This window comes from Chelatococcus sp. HY11 (assembly GCF_018398335.1).
Taxonomy (GTDB): Bacteria; Pseudomonadota; Alphaproteobacteria; order Rhizobiales; family Beijerinckiaceae; genus Chelatococcus.
Genome location: NZ_JAHBRX010000002.1, coordinates 1153105 through 1176112, shown reverse-complemented (window position 1 = coordinate 1176112; position 23008 = coordinate 1153105). Strand labels below are relative to the sequence as shown.

At 64.5% G+C, this 23008-nt stretch carries 20 protein-coding genes; 4 read left to right on the top strand and 16 right to left on the bottom strand.

Annotated elements, in window-relative coordinates; translation table 11 throughout:
- Positions 1–38: 38 nt before the first annotated feature.
- From KIO74_RS26240 to KIO74_RS26200, 9 genes are all read right to left on the bottom strand, one after another.
- Positions 39–1673: an ABC transporter substrate-binding protein gene (locus tag KIO74_RS26240; protein WP_213338016.1), complete on the bottom strand. Its 1635-nt coding sequence runs from the start codon at positions 1671–1673 to the stop codon at positions 39–41.
- 78 nt (positions 1674–1751) lie between these two features.
- Positions 1752–2708: an ABC transporter permease gene (locus tag KIO74_RS26235; RefSeq protein ID WP_249731484.1), complete on the bottom strand. Its 957-nt coding sequence runs from the start codon at positions 2706–2708 to the stop codon at positions 1752–1754.
- Between the two features lies 1 nt (position 2709).
- A complete protein-coding gene (locus tag KIO74_RS26230) occupies positions 2710–3696 on the bottom strand; it encodes an ABC transporter permease (protein WP_213338014.1) in 987 nt (328 codons plus the stop codon).
- Positions 3693–4976, bottom strand: a complete 1284-nt coding sequence (locus KIO74_RS26225; protein WP_213338012.1) for an aminotransferase class V-fold PLP-dependent enzyme — start codon at positions 4974–4976, stop codon at positions 3693–3695. Before KIO74_RS26225 ends, KIO74_RS26230 begins: the two co-directional genes overlap by 4 nt.
- An 84-nt stretch (positions 4977–5060) precedes the next feature.
- Positions 5061–6293 (bottom strand): metal-dependent hydrolase family protein, encoded by a 1233-nt coding sequence (locus KIO74_RS26220; protein ID WP_213338011.1) that lies wholly within the window; start codon positions 6291–6293, stop codon positions 5061–5063.
- A 58-nt stretch (positions 6294–6351) separates the two neighbouring features.
- Entirely contained in the window at positions 6352–7956 is a 1605-nt protein-coding gene (locus KIO74_RS32540) for a GMC family oxidoreductase (RefSeq protein ID WP_213338010.1), read from the bottom strand.
- The gene (gene hydA, locus KIO74_RS26210; RefSeq protein WP_213338009.1) at positions 7953–9419 is read right to left on the bottom strand and encodes a dihydropyrimidinase; all 1467 of its coding nucleotides are present in this window, start codon (positions 9417–9419) and stop codon (positions 7953–7955) included. Before hydA ends, KIO74_RS32540 begins: the two co-directional genes overlap by 4 nt.
- 1 nt (position 9420) lies before the next feature.
- Entirely contained in the window at positions 9421–10215 is a 795-nt protein-coding gene (locus KIO74_RS26205) for an ATP-binding cassette domain-containing protein (protein WP_213339240.1), read from the bottom strand.
- 68 nt (positions 10216–10283) lie between these two features.
- Positions 10284–11252 carry an ABC transporter ATP-binding protein gene (locus tag KIO74_RS26200; protein WP_249731483.1) on the bottom strand — a complete coding sequence of 323 codons (969 nt, stop codon included), beginning with the start codon at positions 11250–11252 and terminating at the stop codon, positions 10284–10286.
- A 197-nt stretch (positions 11253–11449) separates the two neighbouring features.
- On the opposite strand from KIO74_RS26200, the gene KIO74_RS26195 reads away from it, so the two are divergent.
- Positions 11450–12229: an SDR family oxidoreductase gene (locus KIO74_RS26195; protein ID WP_213338007.1), complete on the top strand. Its 780-nt coding sequence runs from the start codon at positions 11450–11452 to the stop codon at positions 12227–12229.
- On the opposite strand, the gene KIO74_RS26190 is transcribed toward KIO74_RS26195, so the two are convergent.
- Positions 12180–12944, bottom strand: coding sequence for a GntR family transcriptional regulator (locus tag KIO74_RS26190; RefSeq protein ID WP_213338005.1), 765 nt, complete (start codon positions 12942–12944; stop codon positions 12180–12182). The genes KIO74_RS26195 and KIO74_RS26190 overlap by 50 nt on opposite strands.
- A 986-nt stretch (positions 12945–13930) precedes the next feature.
- Here KIO74_RS26190 and KIO74_RS26185 point away from each other — a divergent pair.
- The gene (locus KIO74_RS26185; RefSeq protein WP_213338003.1) at positions 13931–14134 is read left to right on the top strand and encodes a hypothetical protein; all 204 of its coding nucleotides are present in this window, start codon (positions 13931–13933) and stop codon (positions 14132–14134) included.
- A gap of 322 nt (positions 14135–14456) precedes the next feature.
- Here KIO74_RS26185 and KIO74_RS26180 read toward each other — a convergent pair whose 3' ends face one another.
- From KIO74_RS26180 to KIO74_RS26170, 3 genes are read right to left on the bottom strand one after another with little or no spacing between them, the layout of a single operon-like run.
- Positions 14457–15269 (bottom strand): amidohydrolase family protein, encoded by an 813-nt coding sequence (locus KIO74_RS26180; RefSeq protein WP_213338001.1) that lies wholly within the window; start codon positions 15267–15269, stop codon positions 14457–14459.
- A gap of 12 nt (positions 15270–15281) precedes the next feature.
- Positions 15282–16376, bottom strand: coding sequence for an Ldh family oxidoreductase (locus tag KIO74_RS26175; RefSeq protein ID WP_213337999.1), 1095 nt, complete (start codon positions 16374–16376; stop codon positions 15282–15284).
- Positions 16377–16422: 46 nt separating this feature from the next.
- Positions 16423–18039, bottom strand: a complete 1617-nt coding sequence (locus KIO74_RS26170) for a GMC family oxidoreductase (RefSeq protein ID WP_213337997.1) — start codon at positions 18037–18039, stop codon at positions 16423–16425.
- A gap of 242 nt (positions 18040–18281) precedes the next feature.
- Here KIO74_RS26170 and KIO74_RS26165 point away from each other — a divergent pair, with 242 nt between their 5' ends.
- Both KIO74_RS26165 and KIO74_RS26160 read left to right on the top strand, forming a co-directional pair.
- Positions 18282–19796, top strand: a complete 1515-nt coding sequence (locus KIO74_RS26165; RefSeq protein ID WP_213337996.1) for an aldehyde dehydrogenase family protein — start codon at positions 18282–18284, stop codon at positions 19794–19796.
- 125 nt (positions 19797–19921) lie between these two features.
- Positions 19922–20206 carry a DUF3303 family protein gene (locus tag KIO74_RS26160; RefSeq protein WP_213337994.1) on the top strand — a complete coding sequence of 95 codons (285 nt, stop codon included), beginning with the start codon at positions 19922–19924 and terminating at the stop codon, positions 20204–20206.
- An 87-nt stretch (positions 20207–20293) separates the two neighbouring features.
- On the opposite strand, the gene KIO74_RS26155 is transcribed toward KIO74_RS26160, so the two are convergent.
- Genes KIO74_RS26155 through KIO74_RS26145 form a run of 3 tightly spaced genes read right to left on the bottom strand, consistent with a single transcriptional unit; the run spans position 20294 to position 22882 of the window.
- Positions 20294–21130: an HpcH/HpaI aldolase family protein gene (locus tag KIO74_RS26155; RefSeq protein ID WP_213337992.1), complete on the bottom strand. Its 837-nt coding sequence runs from the start codon at positions 21128–21130 to the stop codon at positions 20294–20296.
- Positions 21131–21185: 55 nt separating this feature from the next.
- The gene (locus tag KIO74_RS26150; RefSeq protein ID WP_213337990.1) at positions 21186–22115 is read right to left on the bottom strand and encodes a LysR family transcriptional regulator; all 930 of its coding nucleotides are present in this window, start codon (positions 22113–22115) and stop codon (positions 21186–21188) included.
- Positions 22112–22882, bottom strand: a complete 771-nt coding sequence (locus tag KIO74_RS26145) for an IclR family transcriptional regulator (RefSeq protein WP_213337988.1) — start codon at positions 22880–22882, stop codon at positions 22112–22114. The genes KIO74_RS26150 and KIO74_RS26145 overlap by 4 nt, the downstream gene beginning before the upstream one ends.
- Positions 22883–23008: the final 126 nt, after the last annotated feature.

Sequence of the window (23008 nt, the reverse complement as noted above, 5' to 3'; positions counted from 1 at the left end):
CGAACAGCGTCGCGCCGGAGCGAGCTTGGCCGTGCCCGTCACTTCATGGTCACCCAGCGGATTTCGAACATGTTGTCGGGGCGCACGGGCGCATCGACCGCCTTGCGCATCGCGTAGACGAGAACCTGATTGTAGAGCGATACATAGAGGGTATCGTCGCTGATCTTCTTGTAGATCGCCTTCATCATGGCTGAGCGCTTGGCCGGATCGAGCTCGTCGCGGGCGGCGGCAATCTCCTTGTCGAGCACGGGGTTCGAATAGTTCTCGTAGTTGTAGATGCCCTCGCCCTTGGCGTCGTCGCGGGTCATCAGCATGGTTTCGAGAGCATACATGCCGTCGAAGAACGGCGAGTTGAAGCCCATCATGAACATCGAAGTATCTCGATCCCAGATCTTCGGGAAATACTTCGCGCGCGGCATGGAGTTGAGATTGGCCTTGAGGCCGATGGGGGCCAGCATCGTGACGAGCGTCTTGCAAACCTGCTCGTCGTTGACGTAGCGGTCGTTGGGGCAGTCCAGCGTGAAGGCAAAGCCCTCCGGATAGCCCGCCTCGGCCAGGAGCTTCTTCGCGCCCTCGCGATCGACCTTGGGCGCCTTGTCGAGCGCCGGGTCATAGCCGACGTTGCCGGGGGCGAGGATCTGGGCGGTTGGGCTCGCCAGGCCGCGCATGACGGTGCGCACGATGGCGTCGCGGTCGACGGCCATGTTGATGGCCTGGCGCACCCGGATATCCTTGAAGGGGTTCTTGTCGCCTGTCTCGGCGTATTTCAGCTTGTCGTTCTTGAGGTCGAAGCCGAAGAAAATCGTGCGGAATTCATCGACCTTGGAGATCTTGAGATCGGGGTTCTGCGAGAGCCGCGCCACATCCTGGCTGGGGACATCGATGGCGATGTCGATCTCGCCGGAGACGAGGGCCGCCATACGGGTCGGATCGCTGCCGATCGGCATGAAGACGACTTCGTCGATGTCGCCGTCGAGCTTGCCCCAATAGGTCGGCGACCGCGCCAGCACCGTCTTGGAATCGGGCGCGCGGCTCACGAGCTTGTACGGGCCGGTGCCGTTGGCGTTCAGCGCGGTGAAGCTTTCCTTCTTTTCCTTGAGGTTCTGCGGTTCGAGCGCGCCATTCTTCTCCGTCCACAGCTTGCTCATGATGGGCAGGTTCATGATTTTGTCGGGCAGCAGCGGGTCGGGCTTCGGCGTGACGATGTCGACGGTCAGGTCATCGACGATCTTGGGCGTGAGACCAGCCGAATAGGACGTGAACTGCGACGTGGCGCCCTGCGCCCGCTTGATGGTGAAGGCCACGTCCTCGGCCGTGAACGGGCTGCCGTCGTGGAACTTGACGTTCGGCCGCAGCTTGAAGCGCCAGGTGTCGGGGGCGGTCTGCGACCAGCTCTCCGCCAGGGCGGGGGTCTTCGCGAGCGATTTGTCCCGCGTGACCAGCGGCTCGTAGATCATGTTGAGGAGCGAAATCGTCGTCTGGATGTTCTGCGCCTGCGGATCCATCGTGCCCGCATCCGCCTGGGCACCGATGCGCAGCGTTTTCGCGGCCGCCGCCGTCGAGGCGGCGGGCGAAGCCGCGAAGCCGGCGAGCAGCACAGCGCCGAAAATGCCTTGCAGAAGCCTTGTCTTCAGTCGTGAAGGGGCTCTCGACAATATTAAATCCGTTGTCATGACCTAGTCCCTCTTCTGGATGGGTTGCCTTGATGGCCACCCTGGTTATCGGCGCGCTTACGCGGCCTTTCTGGTCGTTCACTTGAGGCGGGGGTTCAGCGCGTCACGCAGGAAGTCCCCGAGCAGATTGACGGCGAGTACAAGGATGAGGAGCGCCAGCCCCGGAAAGATCGCGAGCCACCATTCCCCCGACAGGAGATAACCGTTGCCGACGCGGATCAGCGTGCCGAGCGAGGGCTCCGTCGGCGGGATACCAAGCCCCACGAAGGACAGCGTCGCCTCCAGGATGATGGCGACGGCGAGCTGGATAGTCGCCACGACGAAAACCGGCGCGGCGACATTCGGCAGGATATGGCGGAACAGAATGAAGCCCGCCGACTGTCCCAGGAGCTTCGCCGAGGCCACGTAATCGCGGCCGGCCTCGACCATCGTCGAGCCTCGGACGGTCCGCGCGTATTGCACCCAGCCGGCGAGGGCGATGGCGACGATCATGATCCAGACGGCGAAGCGGTCGTGCGCCGCCTGCCCGAAGGCTGCCCGAACCAGTCCGTCGACGATCACCGCGACCAGCATCGCCGGGAAGGTGAGCTGCACGTCGGCGATGCGCATGATCAGCGCGTCGATCCAGCCGCCGCAATAGCCCGCGATCAGGCCGAGCGCCACGCCGAGCAGAAGCGAGATGCCGACGGCCGTTATGCTGACGAACAGCGAGACCCGGAGTCCGTAGATGATGGCAGAAAGGATGTCGCGGCCCTGATCGTCGGCACCGAAGATGAAGTGCCAGTTGCCCCCCTCCAGCCATGCGGGGGGCAGGAAGGCATTGCTGAAGTCCAGGGTCGCCAGATCGAAAACGGGATGCGGTGCTACCAGCCCGGGAAAGCCGGCGGCGATCAGGTAGATCACGATGACGACCAGCGAGACGATGGCCGTCGGCGTGTGGAGGAAGTCGTAGACGAGATCGCTGTCGCCGAGCCATGCCTTGCAACGGCTGAAGAGACCGGGCATTCGCATCGTGGTCGTATCGGAGGCGCTCATGCTATGCCCTCGATCCGTTGGTGATCAGCGACTGCAACCGCGGATCGATGACGTAGTAGAGGAGATCGACGATCAGGTTGATGACCACGAAGACGAGGGCGATCAGGACGAGATAGGCAGCGATCACTGGTACATCGGCTGCCGCCACCGATTGCAGGAACAAAAGGCCAAGCCCTGGCCACTGGAATACTTGTTCAGTAATGACGGCAAAGGCGATCACCGAGCCCAGCTGCAGGCCGGTGATGGTGATGACCGGCACGAGTGTGTTGCCGAGGGCGTGGCGCAGATGGACCGCCCGGTTCGACAGGCCGCGGGCCCGCGCGAAGCGGATATAGTCCATGCGCATGACTTCCAGCATCTCGGCGCGGACGAGGCGCATGATCATGGCGATCTGGAAGACTGAAATGGTGATGGCCGGCATGACCAGCGCCTTCAGGCCGCTGATGGTGAGCAGGCCCGTGCTCCACCAGCCGATCGACACCGTTTCGCCGCGCCCGAAGGAAGGCAGCCAGCCGAGCCGGACGCTGAACACGAAGATCAGAAGGATGCCCATGAAGAACGAGGGCATCGAGATGCCGACGAGCGACAGCCCGAGCGTGAGCTGGCTCGAGATGCGCCGGCGATGGAGGGCCGTGTAGATGCCGGCCGGGATACCGACGGCGAGCGACAGCAGCATGCCGCTCATGGCAAGTTCGATCGTCGCAGGCGCCCGCTCGAGCAGCACCTGTCCGACCGGCTGGCCCAGGCGGTAGCTCAACCCGAAATTGCCGCGCAGCATCTGCCAGAGATAATCGGCGAACTGGAAGAGCAGCGGGGCGTCGAGGCCGAGTTCGCGCCGCAGGGCGTCGCGCTGCAGGCCGGTGGAATTGGCGCCAAGGATGGCGACGATGGGATCGCCCAGGAAACGGAACATCAGGAAGGCGAGCACCGCCACGACGAAGATTACGATCAGCGCCTGGCCCAGTCGCTGGGCGAAGTAGTTGATCATGCCAAGACCTCCGCGGCGCCAGGAGCACCCTCCGCGGCGCCAGATGCGCCCTCCGCGGTGTTCGGTGCGACCGCCTTAAGCGTCGCCGCGGCAATGCCGGCATAGTCCGTTATCTCGTTGTAGGCGTGGGCGCAGATCCTCAGATAGAGCCTGCCGGCGACGGCCGTGATCGCGATTTCCGCTCCCGCGGCGGCGAAGATCGCGTCATGGATGCGCGAGAACTCGCCGCGCGTTGCCGGGTGTTCTCCAGGAAGCCGGATCGTGGCCATCGCCGCGAACAGGGCGGGATCGGCGCCCAGCGGGCTCTGGAGCGCATCGGCGATCGCGATGGCGGCGCCATGCGCGAGCGCGCGGTTGCGCTGACGCAGCGCTTGCCCCCCGAGCGCCCGATGAAAGCGGATCGCGGCGGGCACGCTGAGCCACGCCGAGGCGTCGCGCGTTCCTACCTTGTCGAACTCCGCGGTAAAACCTTGCCCGTAGGCGTGCGAGATGGCGAGCGGGTGGACGCTTGTCGATGATGTCCTGGACACGGCGAGGAAGGCGGCCCCCTTCGGGGCGCACAGCCATTTGTGGCAATTGCCCACATACCAGTCGGCGCCGATGGCATCGATGTCGAGATCGACGAGCCCGGGTGCATGGGCGCCGTCGACCAGCACCGGCAGGCCGCGGCCGTGGCAGAGCGCCACTACGGCGGCCACCGGGGCGATGACGGCGGAGGCGGAGGCCACGTGGTCCACGACCACCAGCCGGGTCCTGGATGTCAGGTGAGCTGCCAGCGCCGCGACGATCGCGGCGCCGTCGCTGACGGGCATGGCGACGGGCGCCTCGACGATCCGGGCGCCGGTGCGATCGGCGATATGACGCAGGCTGTTGCGGACCGCGCCATAGACATGGTCCGTCGTGAGGATCTCGTCGCCGGTCGTCAGGTCGAGCGAGCGGATGACCGCGTTGATGCCGCTCGTCGTGTTCTCGACGAAAGCGAGACGCTCTGGCGCCGTGCCGACGAAACCAGCAAGTTCGGCGGCGGCGGTGCGTAGATGCCCCGGCAACTCGCTCATGAAGAAGCGGCTCGGATTGGCCTCCATCCGTGCCTGCCAGGTCGCCTGCTCGGCAAGCACGGCGCGCGGCGTCCCCCCGAAGGCACCGTGATTGAGGTGCAGCGTTCCGGGCTCCAACGCCCAGAGATCCAGCGCGGCATGGCCGAGGCGGCCGGCGCCACCGGTCACCGGCGCACCGGCAGGGACATCTCCGCTAACAATGGGGGCGGCAGCTTCATTCACGTCGGTGTTCCCGCGCTGGACGGTGCCGGACTGCTGGGTGAATTCTTGTATAACAATTATACAAACGTCAAGGGCTTGCGATTGTCACGGGCGGATGTCTCGGCCGCCCTTGATGACACGCAGATTGGCGGGGTTGCCGAGCAGCGAGAGGTCGTCGAGAGGATTGCCGGCGACTATCAGGATGTCCGCAAGCCGCCCCTTTTCGAGCCGGCCGGCGTCGAGATCGAGGAGTTCGGCGTTGGTCGCCGTGGCCGCGGTGATCGCCTCGAGGGGCGTCAGGCCGCCTTCGGCGAGCAGCGCGATCTCGCGCCAGCTCATCGAGCCATGGGGGATCATGAAGCCGGCGTCGGTGCCGCAGCCGATACGCACGCCGGCGGCGCGCGCCTTGGCGAGCGTCGCCCACTTCGCCTCGCGTGACGCCAGCAACCACTCCCAATGGCGCTGGCTGATACCCTGCGCCTCCGGCGTGAAGTCGAAGTTGCGCTCGTTGACGAGCAGAGTGGGCACCAGGAACGTACCCTGCCGCACCATCAGTTCGATGATGCGGTCATCGGTGAAATGGGCATGTTCGACGCAATCGACACCATTGACGATGGTGGCGGCGAGGGGCTGCTCGCCCAAGGTATGCGAGGCGACCTTCAGGCCCTGCTCATGGGCTTCGTCGCAGGCGGCTTTGATTTCGTCCTCGGCCATTTCGAGCCGGCAGAAGCGATCGGGCCGACCGTGAATCGCCGCATTCGTGTTCAGTTTGATGAAATCCGCGCCGCGTTTGATCTCCTCCCGCACGCCACGGCGAAAGCCATCCGGGCCGTCGCAAGGATGGGTGAGGTCGCGGAACGAGGTGTGGTCCGCCCAGCCGGGCTGGTCCATATGGCCGCCGGTCACGGACAGGCCGCGTCCGCAGGCACGGATGCGCGGCCCCTCGACATGGCCGGCGTCGATGGCATCGCGCAGGTCGATGATCGTGCCGCCGGGCGCATGCATGTCGCGCACCGCGGTGAAGCCATGGCGCAGGGTCTCGCGGGCGTAGGCGGCCGCCCGCAAAGACACTGCCGGATAAGACATTTCCGCGTGTTCGGAGCGGAACAGCGCCTTGTGCGGCGTACCACTGTAGGCGAGGTGGACATGGGCATCGATGAGGCCCGGCATCACCGTCATACCCGTGGCGTCGATGAGCTCAGCGCCCTCCGGCCGTCCGATATCGGTGGCGCGCCCGCAGTCGAGAATGCGCTCGCCATCAATGAGGATGGCGCCGTGCGCGATCGGCGCCGCATGAACTGCATCGATGAGACGATCAGCGATGATCAGGCGACGCATGGGCCAACGCTCCGACCGGAAATTTCACCGTTAGATTGTATAACAAAAACTGTGCCACTCAGGGCGCATGGCGCGTCGCGATCAGGTGATCGGCTGTGCGCAGCGCTAGCGCCTGGGCGGTCGATGTCGGATTCATGGCCCCCGACGTCACGAAGATGCTGGAATCCACGATGAACAGGTTGCCGACGTCATGGCAGCGACCGAACGCATCGACGACGGCGTTGTCCGGATCGTCGCCCATGCGGGCCGTGCCCATCAGGTGGAAGCCGGCCTGGGCTTTCAGGGGATCGCGGACGGTGGCGGTGGCCCCGGACATGTTCAGCACCTGCTCGGCGCGGTCCATGGCGAAGTCGAGGTTGGCGCGGGAGGCATCGGACAGGCGATAGATCATCTTCGGTGCCGGCAGGCCGTCGCGGTCGGCGAGCTCGGATGAGAGCGTGATGCGGTTGTCGCGATCGGCGAGGTCCTCGATGCAGATATTCAGGCTGGCGATGCGGTCGAACTGCTCCGCGAAGGCTTCGTGATGGCCAGCCCCCCATGGCAGCGGCGCCGCGCTGCCACTTCTCCGCGCGATGTCGGCGGGGGCGGGGCTGGCGTTGAGTTGCATCTTGAAGCCTCGCGGAAATCCGTTCTCCGCCCGCGTCGCATAGAACTCCAGACAGACGATGCCGGCCTTCTGGCCGGGCGTCCAGGTGCCGAGGCGCTCGGCGAAGTATCCGTCGACCCTCGCATGGGGATGCAGCATGAGATTGCGGCCGACGAGCCCTGAACTGTTGGCGAGCCCGTTCGGAAACGCCTTCGAGGCCGAGAGCAGGAGAAGCCGCGGCGTGCCCATGCCATTGGCGGCCAGGATGAAGCGATGGCCGCGCACCCGTCTGGTGCCGCTGTCGTCGGCCACCAGGGCGGCAGCCACCCGATGTGCCGCGTCGTGCTCCAGCCCGATGACACGCGCGCCGGTGTGGAGCCGTGCGCCTGCGGCCAATGCCTTCTTCATGTAGGCGCGATCGGCTCCGGCGCGGATGCGGGCCGGGCATCCCGGCTCGCATGGGCCGATATGCGTACAGCGTGCGGTCCGCGGATCGTCCGCATCCTGCCCGACCGCCAGGTCGACGGGCCACCAATGCCAGCCAAGACTGTCGAAGGCCCGCGCCAGACGACGACCGGCCGGTCCGATCGATGGCATGGAGAGGGGCGCGGCCGTGCGCTCCGGACCGGCGGGATCGCCGGGAAAGGATGCCAGGCCGATTTCCGTCTCGTTGAGGTCGTAATACGGCGCGATGTCCTCGTAGGTGATAGGCCAGTCGTCGCCGACATTATCGAGGCTGCGCACGCGGAAATCCTCGGGACGATACCGGGGCACATGCGCTGCCCAATAGATGGACGAGCCGCCGACGGCATTGCCGATCATCGGTTTGATCGGGCTGTCGCTGTCGTCGACGGGATAGTCGTCGCTGTGTCGGCGGAGATTGGGGTTGTCGTTGAAGGTGGCGCGGCGCCGGCGCCCATAGCCCGGCTCACCCTGACCGAGGGCGGCGTAGTCGAACCAGTGGCCTCGTTCCAGACAGACGACGGACAGTCCGGCGGCCGCCAGTCGCCAGGCGGCGGCGGCACCCGTCGGCCCCGCTCCGATGACGACCACATCGGCCTCGATGTCGCCGCTCACAAGAGTTCCGCGCCGAAATTGCGGGCTGGATCGAGTTCTGCCTCGAGCCGCCCCGTCGGTCGCGCCGCCTCGCCGCCGGATCGCGGCAGGAACCGGCCGAAGCCCGGCGCGATCTGCAGCTTGTCCCCGGTTATGGCCACCGTGCCGCGCACCAGCACGGTTTCCGGCCAGCCGCGCACCACGCGGCCGGGGTAGGGTGTATAGCCCGTTGCATCATGTACGTCGGCATCGGCTAGCGTGACCGCGCGTTCGGGATCCCAGATGGCGATATCGGCGTCCGCGCCGGGCTGGATAGTCCCCTTGCGCGGATGGAGATTATAGATCCGGGCCGGGGCGGTCGCGGTGACCTCGACGAATTTCTCGAGCGTGAAACGGCCTTGCGACACCATGGCGTCGAACAGGATCGGCAGGCGGTTCTCCAGGCCGGGCATGCCGTTCGCCATCTGCTTGAAATTGGCGCCCGGGCCGGCTTTCAGCTTCCCCGTCTCGTCATGACGGAACGGCGCGTGATCAGAGGACACCACCTGGAGGTCGCCCAGCCCGATGGCCTGCCACAGCGCCTCGCTGTCGCCTTGGGTCCGCATCGGCGGGCTGCACATCCATTTCGCTCCCTCCGTCCCCGGCTTGTCGAGCGCGCTTGCATCGAGCAGCAGATAGTGCGGGCAGGTCTCGGCGAAGATCTTGGTGCCTTCACCGCGCGCCTGGCGGATCACGGCGGCCCCTTCCGCCGTCGAGACGTGGAAGATCATCACCGGCTGGTCGACGAGCCGCGCCATGGCGATGAGGCGTCCGAACGCCTCGACCTCGGCGAGGCGCGGATGGGCCATCGCATGATATTTCGGCTTGATATAGCCGCGTTCGACGAGCCGCTTGCCCATCCAGGCGATCATGCCATGGTTCTCGGCATGGACGCAGACCAAAGCGCCGGCCTTGCGCGCGGCGAGCAACACGTCGAGGAAGCGCTCGTCGTCAACCTTCAGGCGATCGTAGGTCATGAACAGCTTGATCGAGCTGTGGCCGGCCGCGACCAGCGCCGGCAACTCCTCGGCAATCACCTCCGGCGTCGGATCGGCGAGAATCATGTGCAGGGCATAATCAACCACCGCGCCTTTTTCCGCCAACCTGTGGTAGTCAGCGACCGTGCCTTTCAGGCTGGCGCCAACATGCTGCGCGGCGAAGGGAATGACCGTCGTGGTGCCACCGAATAACGCGCTGGTCGTCGCCGTGGCAAAGGTGTCAGCATTGACCACACCGGCGGCCGTCATCTGCTCGATATGGCAATGGGGATCTACCCCGCCCGGTAGAACCAGCTTGTCGGTCGCATCGATCACCCGCCTCGCCTCGCCGAGGCCGCGGCCGATGGCGGCGATCGTCTCTCCGGAGATGGCGACATCGGCGTCGAACGTTCCCGAGGCGGTGACCACACGGCCGCCGCGGATCATGCAGTCAAAGGGCTCTGCCACCTCAGATCTCCGCTGGTGAGAGGGCGCCGTGGGGGAGCGCCAGGGTTGACGAGGCCGCGCCGATATCCGGCGCAGCGGCCAGAAGCTGCCGCGTATAGGGGTGCTGAGGATCTGCAAACAGCTCCGCGCTGGGCGCGGCTTCCACGAGCTTGCCGCGGCTGAGCACGCCGATGCGGTCGGCCATGAAGCGCACCACGGCCAGGTTGTGGCTGATGAACAGATATGTCAGGCCAAGCCGGTCCTGCAAATCGCGCATGAGGTTGAGAATCTGGGCCTGGACGGACACGTCGAGCGCCGAGGTCGGCTCGTCGCAGACGATGAAAGCGGGATCGGAGGCGATCGCGCGCGCAATGGCGATGCGCTGGCGCTGGCCGCCTGAAAACTCATGCGGAAACTTCAGCCCGTCATCCGCATGCAGCCCCACCAGGCCGAGGAGTTCCCCGACCCGCGCCCGGGTGTCGGCTCCGGGCGCGCACAGCCCGAAAGCGGTAATCGGCTCGGCGATGATGTCGCCGACACGCCAGCGCGGGTTGAGGCTGGCATAGGGATCCTGGAAGACCATCTGGATGCGCCGTCGCAAGGCAAGGCGGGCGGCAGCCGCCGACGGCGCCGTCATGGACACGCCGTCGATGGCGATTTCGCCTGAGGTCGGCGCCATCAGGCCCACCACCATGCGGGCGATCGTCGATTTGCCGGATCCCGATTCGCCGACGAGCGCAAAGGTCTTGCCGCGCTCGACGGTGAAGGACACGCCATCCACCGCCAGCACCGGGGGCCGGCTGCGCCGTCGCAGCATCGAGATGAGGTTCCCGCGGGCGCGAAACTCCTTCTTCAGGTCCGATACGATCACAAGGTCAACCGTGCTCACGAAACCCGTCCTGCCGCCGGCGAATAGAGATGGCAAGCAGCAAAACTCGTGCCGGCGCGGCGCCCCGCCGGCTCCTCGACACGGCAGAGCGCGAAAGCCTGCGGGCAGCGTGGATGAAAGGCACAGCCCGACGGGATCGCCGTCAGCCGCGGCATGCTGCCTGGAATCTGCACCAGCCGGTCGGGCCGATGATCAAGCGGCGGGATCGCGCTCATCAAGCCCTGGGTATAGGGGTGGCGCGGCCGCCGCACGATGTCGTCCACCGGGCCGACCTCGACGACCCGTCCCGCATACATGACGGCGACGCGATCGGCTGCTTCGGCGATCACACCCATGTCGTGGGTGATCAGCATGACGGCCGTACGGCGCTCCTTGCAAAGACGTTTGATGAGGGCGATGATCTGCGCCTGGACGGACACGTCGAGCGCCGTGGTCGGTTCATCCGCGATGACGAGATCGGGCTCGCCGCACAGGGCCAGCGCAATCACCACGCGCTGGCGCATGCCACCCGAAAATTCGTGCGGATAGCTGTCGATGCGTGTCGCAGGGCTTGGAATGCCGGTTTCGGCGAGGAGGTCGATGGCCGCGAGCCGAGCTTGGCGCGCGCTGAGGTTGAGATGGGTCAGCATGGTCTCGACCAGTTGGTCGCCAATGCGGATCAGAGGATTGAGGCTCGTTAGCGGATCCTGGAAAATCATGCCGATGCGCTTGCCGCGAATGGCGCGCATGCCGCGCTCGTCGAAGCCGTCGATCCTGAGACCTCCCAGACTTATTTCGCCGGCCGTAATGCGTCCGGGGGGCGCGACCAGCCCCATGACGGCGGCGCCCGTTACGGATTTCCCCGCCCCGGATTCACCGACCACGCCCAGCACCTCTGCCTTGTCGATTGCGAAGGAGACGTCGTCGAGTGCGCGAACGGTTCCTCGCCGGGTGGCGAATTCCACACGGAGATCGCGGACGGACAAGACTGGCTCCACGTTCGGCGAACTCCGGGATCTTGTGTGACGGGTTGATCGGTCGCGCACCACACCGCTGCCGGACAAGATCTCCAGATCAGCAGGCGCCTGTCGCCGTATTGTGTGCACGGCCTCTTGTGCTGCGCAACATGTTTCGTAAAATGTCTAACAAACTAACATCATTCGCAACGGGAAAGTGACATCAGATGGTGGTCGACAGGCCTGGGCGGCTGAGGGACAAGGTCGTGGCTGTGACCGGGGCTGCGTCCGGCATCGGCCTGGCCAGCGCCGTTCTCTTCGCACAGGAGGGGGCGACGCTCGTCCTTGTCGATCGGGATGAAGCGGCTTTGGTGCGGGCCACGGCGATGGTCGAGGCAGCCGGGGGCGTGGCGCTTGCCCTTGCCGGCGACGTGGGTGACGTGATGACCGTGGACGCCCACGCCGAAGCAGCGCGCCAGCGCTTCGGCGGCTTCGATGTCCTGCTTGCGGCGGCCGGCTGGTCGACCGGCCAGTCGGTCGCGGACAGCTCGGTCGATGCTTGGGATGCGGTTCTGCGCACCAACCTCACCGGATCGTTCCTGTGGAGCCGGGCCGCCATTCACGCCATGCGGTCGCGCGGCGGCGGGGCGATCGTTCTGGTCGGCTCGCAACTGGCATTCGCGGGAGGCCGGGCCAACGCGGCTTATCTCGCGAGCAAGGGTGCGATCGTCAGCCTGGCGCGCAGTATGGCTCTGGACCACGCGGCGGAGAACATCCGCGTCAATGTGGTGGTGCCCGGCGCCATCGACACTCCGCTGCTCGCCCGCGCTTTCGAGCGATCGCCGGACGCGGCGGCAGCGCGTGCCGCCTCGGCGGCACGCCATCCACTCGGCCGTCTCGGCAGCCCGGACGAGGTGGCACGGGCGGCCCTCTTCCTCGCGAGTGACGAAGCCTCGTTTACGACCGGGTCTTGCCTGATGGTGGACGGCGGCTGGCTCGCGGCTTGACTTTCCCCGCCGCGGGCTCGCCGATCACCGAGGCGCGCTCGGCCAGGAAATGAGCCTCGAGGATCGTGCGCAGGTCCGCGACCGAGCCGCGCTGGGCGATCTGCATGATGATCTGGTCCTTCAGCGCGATATGACGGCGCACGACGACGGACAGGTCCGTATCCCGAAAACGGGCGAGATTGAGAATGATGAGGACATGGCGGGCGATAGCCGTCCACAGGGTCGCGAAGATGGGATTTTGCGCCGCATCGCAGATCACCCGGTGAAATGCGAGATCGGCGCGCAGCATCTCCTCGAAGTCCCCGGCACGGGCGGCCGTGCGCATGCGCGCGATCACAGCATCGAGTTCCTTTACATCCGCGGCCCCTGACTGCCAGTTTGCCACCGCGTCGCGCAGGAGAAGCGTTTCCAGGTCGATGCGTGCTTCCTGGACGCTCTGCACCATTTTCGGCGAAAAGGTCGCGACGCGAAAGCCGCGATGGCTCCCACCCTCGATAATCCCTTGGGTATGCAGGACCTTGAGCGCTTCGCGCACCGGCACGCGGCTCACGTTGAGGCTGGTGGTCAACGCGGTCTCGACGATGCGTGCACCGGGCGCGAGTTGGCCGCTGGCGATGGCTTCGGCGACCACATTGGCAATGGCTTCGGGAAGCGACTCGCGTTTCGGATTGAGAAACTGGTAGGTCGGTTGTTGGGAGGCTGAAGCCTTGGTCATCGGCACCATCATTCGCGTATGGAGTAATTTGTATAACAATTTTCCAACGCGTGTCATGCGCGCAGTTGGCATCCCGCGCGGCGGCCCCCGATATCCAACGTCATGTGACGGAACCGGGAAGAACAAAACGTCGGTCTGGGGCGATGAATTCCCTGACGTTGTGATCGATGACGGCGTCTCTGCGAGGGGTGTCTTTTTTGACGCCGCTGTGAACGAAGTGATTTTTCGGGCGTTGACCTGCATGGAATCAAACGGAGGTTCGCATGGATAGTGAACAAATCAAGGGCGCAGCGCAGGACATGGCTGACAAGGCTAAGGACGCTGCTAAAGAGACGTGGAATTCTGGACGCGACAAGGTGGTAGACTTGAAGGACCAGGCGGCCAGCACCGCGAAAGACGTAACGCGCCAGACGGTGGACGCCGGCCAAGCCTATTATGAGGATGGCGTTCAGGCCTTGGGACGCCAAGTAGGGTCAAGCCCGCTGAGTAGCATACTCGTGGCCGGGATGTTTGGCGCCGTCATTGGCTGGATGTGCCGGGGTAGGGCTGACGAGAATAGTCGCAGGTCTTGGCGCTAAATAGGTCTTGGCGCTAAAGCAGAGACGCGCCCCCACGGGGGGCGCTCTCAATGCTGGGCTTCCGCTGGCATCATCTGACCAATTCTTCATTCCGGCTGGAGCCGGGATGAGTATTGAACGAGCGGCGTGTCAAGAGCACATCGCGCTCCATTTTCTACGCCGGGTCTCAGCCGAATAATGATAGTAAGGAATTCTCGCTCTGCAAGCCTGCCTGTACGGGAGGCGCAAGGATCTGTCGCCTCAAGAATCAGCAATCGACGGATGAGCACTTTCCGCTAGCCCAACAAAAAAGGCTGTAAAGTTGTGCTCCTCTAGCTGATCACTCTGCGGTAGCCCAGTGATGCGATATTATGATGCATCGGAACTTGGATCGGTTTTGGCTGCTTCTTTGTCTAGGCGGAGGAAGACATGTCCACACCGAAGGTCGCTTCGATCACAGTGTCCGCAGAGCACGTAACAGAAGCCGAAGCGCGATGCGCCCGGCAACGCGAGTTCATCAGGGAATTGCGGGCCAGTGGCCAGGCCACTGCCACGGCGGAGGCGATCCTGGAGAGCATGCAGGTTTGTCTCGCCCGCGTGCGCGAAGCCGCTGAGAGCCCAAAGGCGACCTAAGCCGATCCACCTGGTAAAAGCAAACCCCCGGCCCAAACCGGCACTGGCGGGAGCGCGGGGCTGTGCATCCCTATCCGCTGAAAGTCTGCGAGATGTATGAGTCATGTAGGCGCCCCGACCCGCTTGGGGAAGCTGCCGGATCGGGGCTGCTCCCGGGCGCTCAGGCTGAAAACGTCGGGAGCATAGAGCTAACAACCGCCGCGCCGCGATGTTCCGAGCCGTCAAGACGTGGTCGTGATTGATATCGGCCTCGCTATAGCTTCAACTCCATGGCCTGTTAGTCCACGTCTGACGAATGAACTTCCAGTCCAAGGCCCTTTTATTACTTGAATTTGTATAGTTTAAGCGACGTCTGAGCGATGATGTTCCGATCATCGCGTGAAGGCACCCACTGGACCAGTGAGTCGATGGTGGACTGGTAGGTCACCGTCTTCTCAAAGTCCGTAAACGGGCAGTCACTGCCCCAAACCAGGCGCTCTGGGCCCGCCACGGCCATGAGCCGGTCCGCAAGCGGCTGGGGATCACAGACAATGCGGAACCCGCCGGACAGCTTGCCCCACGTGCGGCCGGAATCGAACGCACGCAGATAGGCTCGGAAGCCTTCGCTCTCGGCGCCGGTTTCGGGGTCGGGCCGACCGAAATGATCGACCACCAGCTTGACGGGGGATCGTGTCAGGACTGGCAATACCTCCGGTAGGCGCTGGCCCTCGATATGCAGATGCACGTGCCAGTCGAGGTCGGCGAGCCGCCAGAGCAGCCGCTGGAACTCCGCGCCCGCAACATCGGGCAGTTGCTTGCGCCCCCGGAAGGACAGGCGGACGCCGACCACGCCGTCGCCGTCCATCGCCTTGAGGATGTAGGGATCGATCCCGGGCTCGACGATGACCGTGCCGCGCAGGCGCGGCTCGCGCTTCAGCGCCTTGATCATGTAGTCGTTATAGGTGCCGAGGAAGCTCGGCGCGGCAATGACGGCGTTTTCCACGCCATGGGCATCGAGGATCGCCAGATAGTCGGCCGTCTCGAAGTCATGCGTCGGCAGATGCAGCCCGCCTGGCGCCATCGGGAGGTCGGCGCGAAAGATATGGGCATGCGTGTCGACGAGCGCGAAATCGCGATTTGCTGGGGTCAAGGCCATGGTGGGCGTTCCTCAGGATGCAAAGGCGTATGTGGACAGCGTCGGGAAGGGAAGGCCGTGTCCCTCCGCCGCGATGCGGATTGCATCGAGCTCTGCCTTGGGCAGGGCAATGCCTTCTGCCCGGCGCCTCGTCTCCAATCGGGCTTCCGGCTCGCCTGAGACCAGAATCTCGGAGAAGCCGTCGGCGAGCGCCGACGACTTCACCCGGTTGGTGAGAAAGTCCATGCGCTCGGCGAATTCCGTCATCGGCAGGAACAGGTCCGGTTTGATGGCCATGATGAAATGCCCGACATTTTGGGGCTTTGTGAATTCCTCGGTATGGTTGGTCACCTCGCCGGCAAAGGCCGAGCCGGAGAACACGCCCGAGAAGATATCCATCATCATGGCGATCGCCGAACCCTTCGGACCGCCGACGGGCAGGACCACGCCGCCGTCGAGGATCGCCTGCGGATCGGTGGTGGCGCGACCATCCTTGTCGAGGCCCCAGCCTTCGGGAACGCTCTGGCCCCGCTTGGCGGCCAGGCGCACCTTGCCCCGGGCGGCGACGGCGACCGCCATGTCGAGCACGAAGGGCGGCAGCTTCCCGCCAGGGGCGCCGGCGGCGAAGGGGCTCGTGCCTAGCACGGGGTCGCGGCCGCCCCAAGGCGGCATGGACGCGGAAGCATTGGTGAAGACCAGCGACATGTAGCCGGCGCGCACGGCCTGCAGGACATAGCTCGCCGCCATGCCGAAGTGGCTGCTCCGATGGACCGAGGCGAGGCCTACGCCGTATTGCGAGGCCATCTCGATCGCCTCGCGCATCGCCCGCTCAGCGACGACGAAGCCGAAGCCGTCGTCACCGTCCACCGAGGCGGCAACCGGCGTCACCTTGGTGACGCGGATCGCCGGCACGGGATTGATGAGGCCAAGGTGGATCCGCTTGATATAGTGCACGAGCCGCACGACACCGTGTGTCTCGACGCCACGCAGATCGGCCTCCACCAGACAGCGGGCTACCAGCTCAGCGTCGGCTGGCGACAGGCCGCTCTTTTCGAGCAGTTGGGCCGAAACGAGGGTCAGATCTTCTGCCCGGATGAAAAGCTTCTCCGCAGGCTTGGTGCCATCCATCGTCTTGTCCTTCCTTGGGGATCAGGTCCATTCCGCGATCGGAATGTCAGGCAGCGTCGGCGAGCGCCTCGCGACCCAGTATGAAGTCCGCCGCCTTTTCCCCGATCAGCAGGGCGGTGGCGTAGGTATTGGCGGAGACCATCGCGGGAATGACCGAGGAATCGGCGATCCGCAGGTTCTCCAGGCCGTGGACGCGCAACTGGTCGTCTACCACCGTGTTGCGTGCGGTGCTCGGCCCCATGCGGCAGCTCCCGGCGAGGTGATAGGTGCTCGATCCGTAGCGGCGCGCGAAGTCGAGCAGTTCGTCATCGGTCTGCAGCGAGGCGCCCGGTAGCCGCTCCGCGTCGTAATAGGCGGCCATCGGCTGGCTCTGGAGGATGCGGCGCGCGGAGCGAATGGCGTGCAGCAGGACCCGGCGGTCTTTTTCGGCGGCGAGATAGTTCGGCTGGATCGTCGGCGCCGTGTTGACGTCGGCCGACGTGATGTGGACATAGCCGGTGCTTTCCGGACGCATCTGCCAGGCGCCGGCCGTGATTCCGGGATAGTCGTCGAGCACGCCGAGCTGCCCGTCCTTGTAGCTCGCGGGCGTGAAGATGATGGTGTAGTCCGGCGCGTCGAGCGCCGGATCTGAGCGGCCAAAAGCGTAGCAGACCGCCGCGCTGAGGGCCAAAACGCTCGGCTTGCGCAGGCTCCAGCGCAGGAACTCGGACATCAGGCGCGGGCCCTTCACGAGGCCGTTGATGGTGCCGATGTTCTTCACGCTGGCGACAAGACGGGGACTGTAGTGATCCGAGAGGTTTTCGCCGACGCCATTGAGCGCGTGGCGGACAGTAACGCCCGCGCGGGTCAAGACATCCGGGTTGCCGATGCCAGACAGTTGCAGCAGACGCGGCGTGTTAATGGCGCCGGCACTGACGATGACTTCACGGCGCGCGCGCACTTCCGACGCAACGCCGCCGCGCCTGTAGCTGACGCCGACAACACGCTTGCCGTCGAGGATGAGGGAGGAGGCCTGGGCATCGGTCAGAACCCGGATATTAGGCTTCTTCATGACCGGATAGAGATAGGCGCGGGCCGCGCTGATCCTGCGGGAGCCGGCTATCGTGCGCTGGTAGTAACCCGTGCCTTCCTGGGTGGCGCCGTTATAGTCGGCATTGCGCGGCAGCCCGATCGACTGCGCGCCGGCGATGAAAGCCTCGCATAGGGGATGTCTCCAGTCGGGATCGGTGACGGGCAGCAGCCCCTTGCTGCCGCGGTAGTTCGGATCGTGAGGCGCCATGCGGCTTTCGATTCGTCGGAAATAGGGAAGCACGTCCGCATAGCCCCAGCCGCGATTGCCGCTCTGCGCCCAGGCGTTGTAGTCGTTCGCCTGCCCGCGCACATAGACCATGCCATTGACGGAGCTCGATCCGCCCAGCGTCTTGCCCTGCGGCGCGTATAGTTTCCGGCCGCCGCTCCCCTCCGACGGTTCGCTGTAGAATTGCCAGATCAGAGAAGGATTGAAGAGCGTTTTTACGAAGCCAACCGGCATATGGATGAAAAAATTGCTGTCGACAGGTCCGGCTTCGAGGACGCAGACCGAGGCGCCGGCCGTCACCAGCCTGTTGGCGATGACACAGCCAGCCGAGCCGCCACCTATGATCACATAGTCAAAAACGTCCATGTTTCTTCCCCAATCCGCCGAATCTTCGAAAGATATCGGCTTGATTCGACAAACAGCATCCAGCGCCGTCGAGGCAAATCGCGGATTACCGGTGTCCTATAAGCCGTCTTTATGGAGCAGGGCGCAGCTTCGTCTCTCATTCACCTGGGCTTATGGCATCGTTCGCTTTGCTGATTTGGTCGCCTGCTCTGGCTGGCTTACCTTTCCACCGCTCGAGTCAACAAGATCAAAAAGGGAGGCCCATGTCCGGCACTCAGAAGAGACTGATCGACTCCGCTGCGGCGCGGGCGGAAGCAAAGCGCTTGTCCAACAAGGTTCTTGTTGGTGGCAGCCTCGTCGCCGCTGAGACGGATGCGACGATCGACGTCATCCACCCCCCGACGATGGAGGTGATCGCGACCGTGCCGCGCTGCGGCGCTGCCGATGCCGCGCGCGCCGTGGAAGCTGCAGCGAAGGCCTTTCCCGTGTGGTCGCGCATTCCTGCCCGCGAGCGCGGCAGGCTGATCGCCCAGGCTGCGGACCGGATCGAGGCGGAACTTGAGACGCTGTCACAGCTGCAGACGCTCGAAACCGGCCACCCGATCGCTTCGCAATCCCGCGGCGACATGGCCACCGCGGTCGATATGCTACGCATGTTCGCCGGGGTCTCCGGCGAGCTCAAGGGCGAGACGGTTCCCGATGCGCAGGGCGTTCTGCACTACACGACCTGCGAGCCGATCGGCGTGATCGCGGCGGTTATCCCGTGGAACGGTCCGGTCTTCACGTTGAGCGCCAAGATCGCGCCGGCTCTCGTGGCGGGCAACACCATCGTGGTCAAGAGCGCGGAAACCGCCCCGCTCGCCGTGTTGCGCTGCGCGGAGATCATCCAGTCCTTCCTGCCTCCGGGCGCGATCAACATGATCTCCGGCGTCGGCGAGGAAGTCGGCAAGCCGCTGGTGCAGCATCCGGCCGTGCGCAAGGCGACCTTCACCGGCTCGGTCAACGTCGGCAAGCTCATCTCGCAATATGTTGCCGACAAGCTCATCCCGGTCACGCTTGAGCTCGGTGGCAAGAACCCCAATATCGTGATGGCCGATGCTGATCTCGCGTTGGCCATTCCAGGCGTCGTGGCCGGCATGCGCTTCATGCGGCAGGGCCAGTCCTGCATCGCGGGCTCGCGCATCCTGATCCAGGAGCGCATCTACGACGAGGTCGTCGAAGGTGCAGTCAAGCTGATGAATGCGCTGGTTGTCGGGAATCCCTTCGACGAGAACACCGAGGTCGGAGCGATCATCTCCCAGAAGCAGATGGATCGCATCCAGTCGTTCGTGAGCAGCGTCAAGGATATCCCCGGCGCCCGCGTTCTTTGCGGTGGGTCGCCCGAGGCCGATTCGTCGATGCCGGGTCGCCTCTTCATGCGGCCGACCCTGATCGACAACGTGCCGCATGACGCGCCGCTCTGTCAGGAGGAGATCTTCGGGCCCGTGGCGGTGGCCGTGCGGTTCACCGACTTCGAGGATGCGATTCGCATTGCCAATGACAGCGTCTTTGGCCTGGCTGCCGCGATGTGGACGCGGGATCTCGGCACTGCGATGCAGTTCGCGGCACGTATCGAGGCCGGTCTCGTGCAGGTCAACCAGTATGCGGGCCCCCGCGCCAATGTCTCCTATGGCGGGCTGAAGGTCAGCGGGCTCGGCAAGGAATATACGCTCCAATCCATGCTCAACCACTTCACGCGCTCGCGCACCATCCAGATCAACGCCGGGCTGCGTTCCTAGCACCCGTCGTGGCGATCCACGGGCGGTCTGTGAGGGCGGCCGGCAGGCATTCGATCTGTATTCGGCCCTCATCGCGAGGCAGGCCTGCCTCGCGCGCAAGCAACGCTTCAACAAGGAACGACATCATGCAGTTCATGGTCATCAGTGATCCGCAGCCGGCCCGCCCCTCCCAGGTGCGCGGAATCCAGACGACGTTCTGGGACTGGCTGGATCGCCAAAAGGAGGCGGGCATCGTCAAGGCCGTCTATGTGAAGACGGGCCGCGGCGCGATCGTCGTTTTCGAGGTCGAGAGCCACGAGACGTTGCATCGCCTGATGACGGAATGGTCGGACTGCGTGCCCGCCGCATTCACAGTCTTTCCCCTGATCGATCCGGCGCATCAAGAGGCCATTGCCCGCAAGGGGGCGTGAGGTCCCGCGACATTCCGCCGTCGTGACAGGGCCGCCGCGGTGCTCGCGGCGGCTTTTTGTTTGCCGGCGAATAGTGCCGTCAGACGATCAGCGCGGCTTGTTCTGAAAGGCGCGTATCGCGGCGGCGCGATCCTTGGCACCGGCCAGCAGGAAAGACAGGTCGGCGCCCGAGGAGACATAACGCGCACCAAGGCCGACGAACTGCTCGATCAGCTTCGGTTTATTGGCGAGACCGCCGATCCCGACGGTCTTGCCGTGCCTGGCGCAGGCCTCGATGGTGCGCCGATAGGCATCGGCCACGCGTTGATGTTCGAATTGGCCGTCGATTCCAAAGTCTGCGCAGAGATCGTTGGTACCGATCATCAGGATATCGACGCCATCGACCGCAGCGATTTCCTCGGCATTGTCGAGGCCGCGCTGGTCCTCGATCATGGCGATAACCGTCGTCGCGTCGTTCAGCGCCTTGCGCACCTCATCGACGGGCCAGGTCTGGAATCCGAGATGCGGGATGCCCACGGTCACCGAACGCTCGCCGCGCGGGGGAAATTTGGCATTGCGAACGACTTTCTCGGCGTCGCGAGCCGAGGTGATATGCGGTGCTATGACGCCAAGCGCTCCGTTGTCGAGCACGCGTGAGACATAGTCCGACTCGATGCTGGGAACGCGCACGAACGGGGTTACCCCCGCCAGCAGCGAAGCCATGCAGATCTGAGCTGTCGTTTCGAGAGAGAACGAACAATGTTCGAGGTCCACATACAGCGAATCGAAGCCGCTGACCCTGGCGATGCTCACGATTTCAATGCTCTGTACGAGCCGCACGATCATCGATACCGCGACTTCATCCTTGGCAATGCGGGTTTTGACATTGTTTCTGACGAGATCTTGCAGTTCCATCTGTTCGCCCATGCTGTGTGAGATGGGCATAGCTAACGCCCCATGCGCCGAGGCAGACAGTCACAATTCGGGCCTTGTTCATAAGTCAGGATGATGGGCTGCCGTCGATCGACTCCGGCAGCACAGTGCCATAGGTCTCCGAGATCTTGGTCTTCAAGGTATCGATGAAGCTCCGCATCGTCCGCGTCTGTCCTCGGCCGATGGGATGGATCAGCATGGTTTCCACGGTGATCCTTGGTTCGAACCTGCGCGCCACAAGCGATGGCATGGAGGCTGCGCTGAGCAGCAGAGGCTCGACCATCGCGATGCCCGCGCCGCGCGCGGCCAGGACGAAGGCCGTCATCGAATAGTTGACCTGCACGGCGCGTACCAGTTCCACGTCGCAGTCCCGGAAGGCTGTTTCCACTGGCCCGCCGATCGGGGTGTGCGGCGCGTAGGTGATAATCGGATGCCCGGCGAGCTTCTCGACGGTGATGACCTCTTCCTGCGCCAGCGGATGGTCGGTCGGCATGATGCAGGCGATCTCGGCGCTCGCCAGCAGCTCCGCCTCGACCGCGGGATCCCTGATCGGCCCGAAGCCAAGGCCGAAATCGGCTTCGCGACGGGACACGCGATCGATGACCTGATGGGTGGGCAAGGCATGGACGGAGAACCGGACCGACGGTTTGAAGCGGGAGAAGACGGCAACGGCTTCGGCCAGGGGGCCATTGGCGATGGCGAAGGTGGCCGCAACCGTGATGTTGCCAAGTCTGCCGCCGGCGAGATCGTTGGCGACGCGGCTGACGGTTTCGACGCGCTGGAAGATGTTGGCGATGTCGGGGAAGATGGCTTCCGCTTCGGGCGTGGGCTGCAGCCGCCCGCCGGTGCGCTCGAACAGCTTGATGCGCAACTGGTCCTCGCAATGGCGCAGCACGGCGCTCACGGCCGGCTGCGTCACGTTTAGAAGCCGGGCGGCGCCGGTGACCGAACCGGCGCGCATGATCGCGTGGAAGACTTCCATCTGCCGCAGGTTCATGTCTGCTCCCCCCAATTCGCGGCTCCAACTGTCCGCTTCTGTATGGTTGTGCGGAGGAGGTCCACATAAGCCTGCTCGTTTCCGACGATAACCGCTTCGACGCTCGATATGCCGATCGCCAGCGGGGTGGCGCCCAGGCTCTCCGGCAGCAGCATCGCGATCGCGCCGGCGCCCTTGACGACACCGCTGATGGACAGGGCATAGCCCTGCGCACGCGCCTTGCGCACCTTCTCGATGAGCGCGGATGGGTCGAGTTTCTTTGAGGGATCGGGCGTGTCGCTGTTGATGCGGCGGATCAGCCGGCTGATCTGCGCGTCGTCGTGGCGCGCCAGCAGGATATGCCCGACCGCCGTCGTGCCGAGCCCGCGGAAGCTGCCGGGCTCGGCATGAAGCCGCACCGGCCCGGTGGCGTCGATGATCTGAACATATTGCGCCTGAATACCATTCTGCACGCCGAGCAGGATCGTCTCGCCGGTGGCGTCGCTCAGATCCTGCATGATCGCACGCACCCGTTCCTGATCGTAGAGCTGGGTCGCCACCCAATCGACGAGGAACGTCAGGCGCGCCGTCGGCAGGTAAGTGCGCGCCGAGCCGTTGTAGCTGAGGTACCCCATGCCGACCATCGTGCGCATGATCGAGGACACGCTGGAATTGGGATAGCCGTAGTGCGTCGCCAGTTCCGCGACCGAGACGCTGCGCTGCACCGCCGCGAAATATTCGAGAAACTCGAAAACCCGCCTGGCTGATTTCACTCCCTCATCCGCCATACGATTCTCCCGCGGCGTCCTATTCTCAAAATCTCTATATATTAATGAGTAGCGAAAATGAATTTTTACTTTGCGCGCTCCAGTCGCCGTGGCTTATTTCCGAACTGACAGGCGCGCAGAACAGAG

Coding starts and splice junctions, on each gene's coding strand:
- KIO74_RS26205 (WP_213339240.1), bottom strand. CDS start 10,215: ATGCTGCGACGGCGCAGCCGGCCCCCGGTGCTGGCGGTGGATGGCGTG.
- KIO74_RS26145 (WP_213337988.1), bottom strand. CDS start 22,882: ATGGCGGATGAGGGAGTGAAATCAGCCAGGCGGGTTTTCGAGTTTCTC.
- KIO74_RS26150 (WP_213337990.1), bottom strand. CDS start 22,115: ATGAACCTGCGGCAGATGGAAGTCTTCCACGCGATCATGCGCGCCGGT.
- KIO74_RS26220 (WP_213338011.1), bottom strand. CDS start 6,293: ATGCGTCGCCTGATCATCGCTGATCGTCTCATCGATGCAGTTCATGCG.
- KIO74_RS26235 (WP_249731484.1), bottom strand. CDS start 2,708: ATGAGCGCCTCCGATACGACCACGATGCGAATGCCCGGTCTCTTCAGC.
- KIO74_RS26230 (WP_213338014.1), bottom strand. CDS start 3,696: ATGATCAACTACTTCGCCCAGCGACTGGGCCAGGCGCTGATCGTAATC.
- KIO74_RS26185 (WP_213338003.1), top strand. CDS start 13,931: ATGTCCACACCGAAGGTCGCTTCGATCACAGTGTCCGCAGAGCACGTA.
- KIO74_RS26155 (WP_213337992.1), bottom strand. CDS start 21,130: ATGCCCATCTCACACAGCATGGGCGAACAGATGGAACTGCAAGATCTC.
- KIO74_RS26195 (WP_213338007.1), top strand. CDS start 11,450: ATGGTGGTCGACAGGCCTGGGCGGCTGAGGGACAAGGTCGTGGCTGTG.
- KIO74_RS26165 (WP_213337996.1), top strand. CDS start 18,282: ATGTCCGGCACTCAGAAGAGACTGATCGACTCCGCTGCGGCGCGGGCG.
- KIO74_RS26180 (WP_213338001.1), bottom strand. CDS start 15,269: ATGGCCTTGACCCCAGCAAATCGCGATTTCGCGCTCGTCGACACGCAT.
- KIO74_RS26240 (WP_213338016.1), bottom strand. CDS start 1,673: ATGACAACGGATTTAATATTGTCGAGAGCCCCTTCACGACTGAAGACA.
- KIO74_RS26175 (WP_213337999.1), bottom strand. CDS start 16,376: ATGGATGGCACCAAGCCTGCGGAGAAGCTTTTCATCCGGGCAGAAGAT.
- KIO74_RS26190 (WP_213338005.1), bottom strand. CDS start 12,944: ATGACCAAGGCTTCAGCCTCCCAACAACCGACCTACCAGTTTCTCAAT.
- KIO74_RS26170 (WP_213337997.1), bottom strand. CDS start 18,039: ATGGACGTTTTTGACTATGTGATCATAGGTGGCGGCTCGGCTGGCTGT.
- KIO74_RS26160 (WP_213337994.1), top strand. CDS start 19,922: ATGCAGTTCATGGTCATCAGTGATCCGCAGCCGGCCCGCCCCTCCCAG.